This window comes from Aquabacterium sp., assembly GCF_004297345.1.
In the GTDB taxonomy this organism is placed as follows: Bacteria; Pseudomonadota; Gammaproteobacteria; order Burkholderiales; family Burkholderiaceae_C; genus Aquabacterium.
This window is the reverse complement of the sequence record NZ_SCTN01000407.1, coordinates 1-1,676: the sequence shown is the minus strand read 5'-3', so window position 1 is coordinate 1,676 and position 1,676 is coordinate 1. Positions and strand designations below refer to the sequence as shown.

Here is a 1,676-nt window from a genome sequence, read left to right as displayed (position 1 = left end):
CCACGATTTCGTGGCCGGGCACCATGGGGTACTTGGCGTTGCCCCAGTCGTTGCGCACGTTGTGCACGTCGGAGTGGCAAACGCCGCAGTACAGGATTTCAATGACGATGTCGTCTGCTCGCGGGCTGCGGCGGTCGAACTGGAACAGGCCGAGGCGGCCAGTCGGTGAGTGCGCCGCGTAGCTCTTGACGGGATAGGTCATGGTTGGTTCTCCAGATGGTGGAAGCAGAGGCCGCGACAAGGGTCAGCGCCCGACACGGGCCGCCAGTTGAGCGGGGTAGCGCGCCCCTTGTACGGGGATGCGTGCGAGCACCTCTGCGATGCGGGCAAGGTCTTGCGGGGTCAGCGTCAGCTGGGTTGACGCCAGGTTCTCTTCCAGGCGGTGCAGCTTGGTGGTGCCCGGAATCGGCACGATCCAGGGGCGCCGCGCCAGCAGCCAGGCCAGCGCCACTTGGGCTGACGTCGCTTGCTTGGTTTTGGCGATGTCACCGATGGCTTCCACCAAGGCCTGGTTGGCTTCTCGGGCATCGGTGCTGAAGCGCGGCACGACGTTGCGGAAGTCGTCCTTGCTGAACGCCGTGTTCGCGGTGATGGCGCCCGTGAGAAAGCCCTTGCCCAGCGGGCTGAAGGGCACAAAGCCGATGCCCAACTCCTCCAGCAAGGGCAGGATGGTCTGTTCCGGTTCACGCCACCACAGCGAATACTCGCTTTGAAGCGCCGCCAGGGGCTGCACGGCATGCGCACGCCGGATGGACTCCGCGCCGGCTTCGGACATCCCGAAGTGGCGGACCTTGCCCTCGGCGATCAGCGCCTTGACCGTGCCCGCAACGTCCTCGATGGGGACTTGTGGATCGACACGGTGCTGGTACAGCAGGTCGATGTAATCCGTGCGCAGATGCTTGAGCGAGTTCTCGACGACGGTACGGATGCGCTGCGGCCGGCTGTCCAAGCCGGCTGTGGGGTCGCCGTCCTTGAAGCCAAACTTGGTGGCGATCACAACCTGCTCGCGCACAGGCGCCAGGGCTTCGCCCACCATCTCTTCGTTGAGTGCACCGTAGGCTTCGGCGGTATCAAAGAAGGTCACGCCGCGCTCGAAGGCCTGGCGGATCAGTTGCACGCCTGCTGCGCGATCTACGCCCGGGCCGTAGCCATAGCTCAGGCCCATGCAGCCAAAGCCCAGAGCGAATACCTCCAGCCCGCTGGGACCAAGTTGACGGGTCTTGTTCATGTCAGATGGGGTGTTGAAAGAGTTCATGCTTGCACTTTAGGCATTTGTCTATCAATCAACTAGACGATAAAAGCTTGAACCATATTCAAGCAATTGTTTAAACTGATGGCGATTCCATCCGTGAAATGTCTATGGCCATCAACGAATTAAGAGCCATCGCCACGCTGGCCAAGGCGGTCGAGTTGGGCAGCATCCGAAAGGCGGCCATCGCCCAGGGCGTGACGGCTCAGGCGGCGAGCCAGTCCCTGCAACAGTTGGAGGAGCACCTTGGCGTACGCCTCCTGAATCGGACGACACGCAGCCTGTCGTTGACGGACGAGGGGCAACGCTTCCTGGAGACCACGCAGCCAGCATTGGCTACCTTGGACCGGGCATTGGCGGAGGCGCGCGAGTCCAAGGATGAGATTGGGGGCGCATTGCGCATCGTCGGCCCCAAGTCCTCGTTTGC

General features: G+C 62.6%; 3 protein-coding genes. 1 reads left to right on the top strand and 2 read right to left on the bottom strand.

The window, feature by feature from the left end; genetic code table 11:
* Positions 1–202 (bottom strand): alcohol dehydrogenase catalytic domain-containing protein (locus EPO09_RS15735; RefSeq protein WP_290644276.1); only part of this gene is annotated, 202 nt, incomplete at its 3' end.
* 42 nt (positions 203–244) lie between these two features.
* The gene (locus EPO09_RS15730; protein WP_290644275.1) at positions 245–1,228 is read right to left on the bottom strand and encodes an aldo/keto reductase; all 984 of its coding nucleotides are present in this window, start codon (positions 1,226–1,228) and stop codon (positions 245–247) included.
* 131 nt (positions 1,229–1,359) lie between these two features.
* Here EPO09_RS15730 and EPO09_RS15725 point away from each other — a divergent pair.
* The coding region (locus EPO09_RS15725) for a LysR family transcriptional regulator (RefSeq protein WP_290644274.1) at positions 1,360–1,676 on the top strand (317 nt) is incomplete at its 3' end.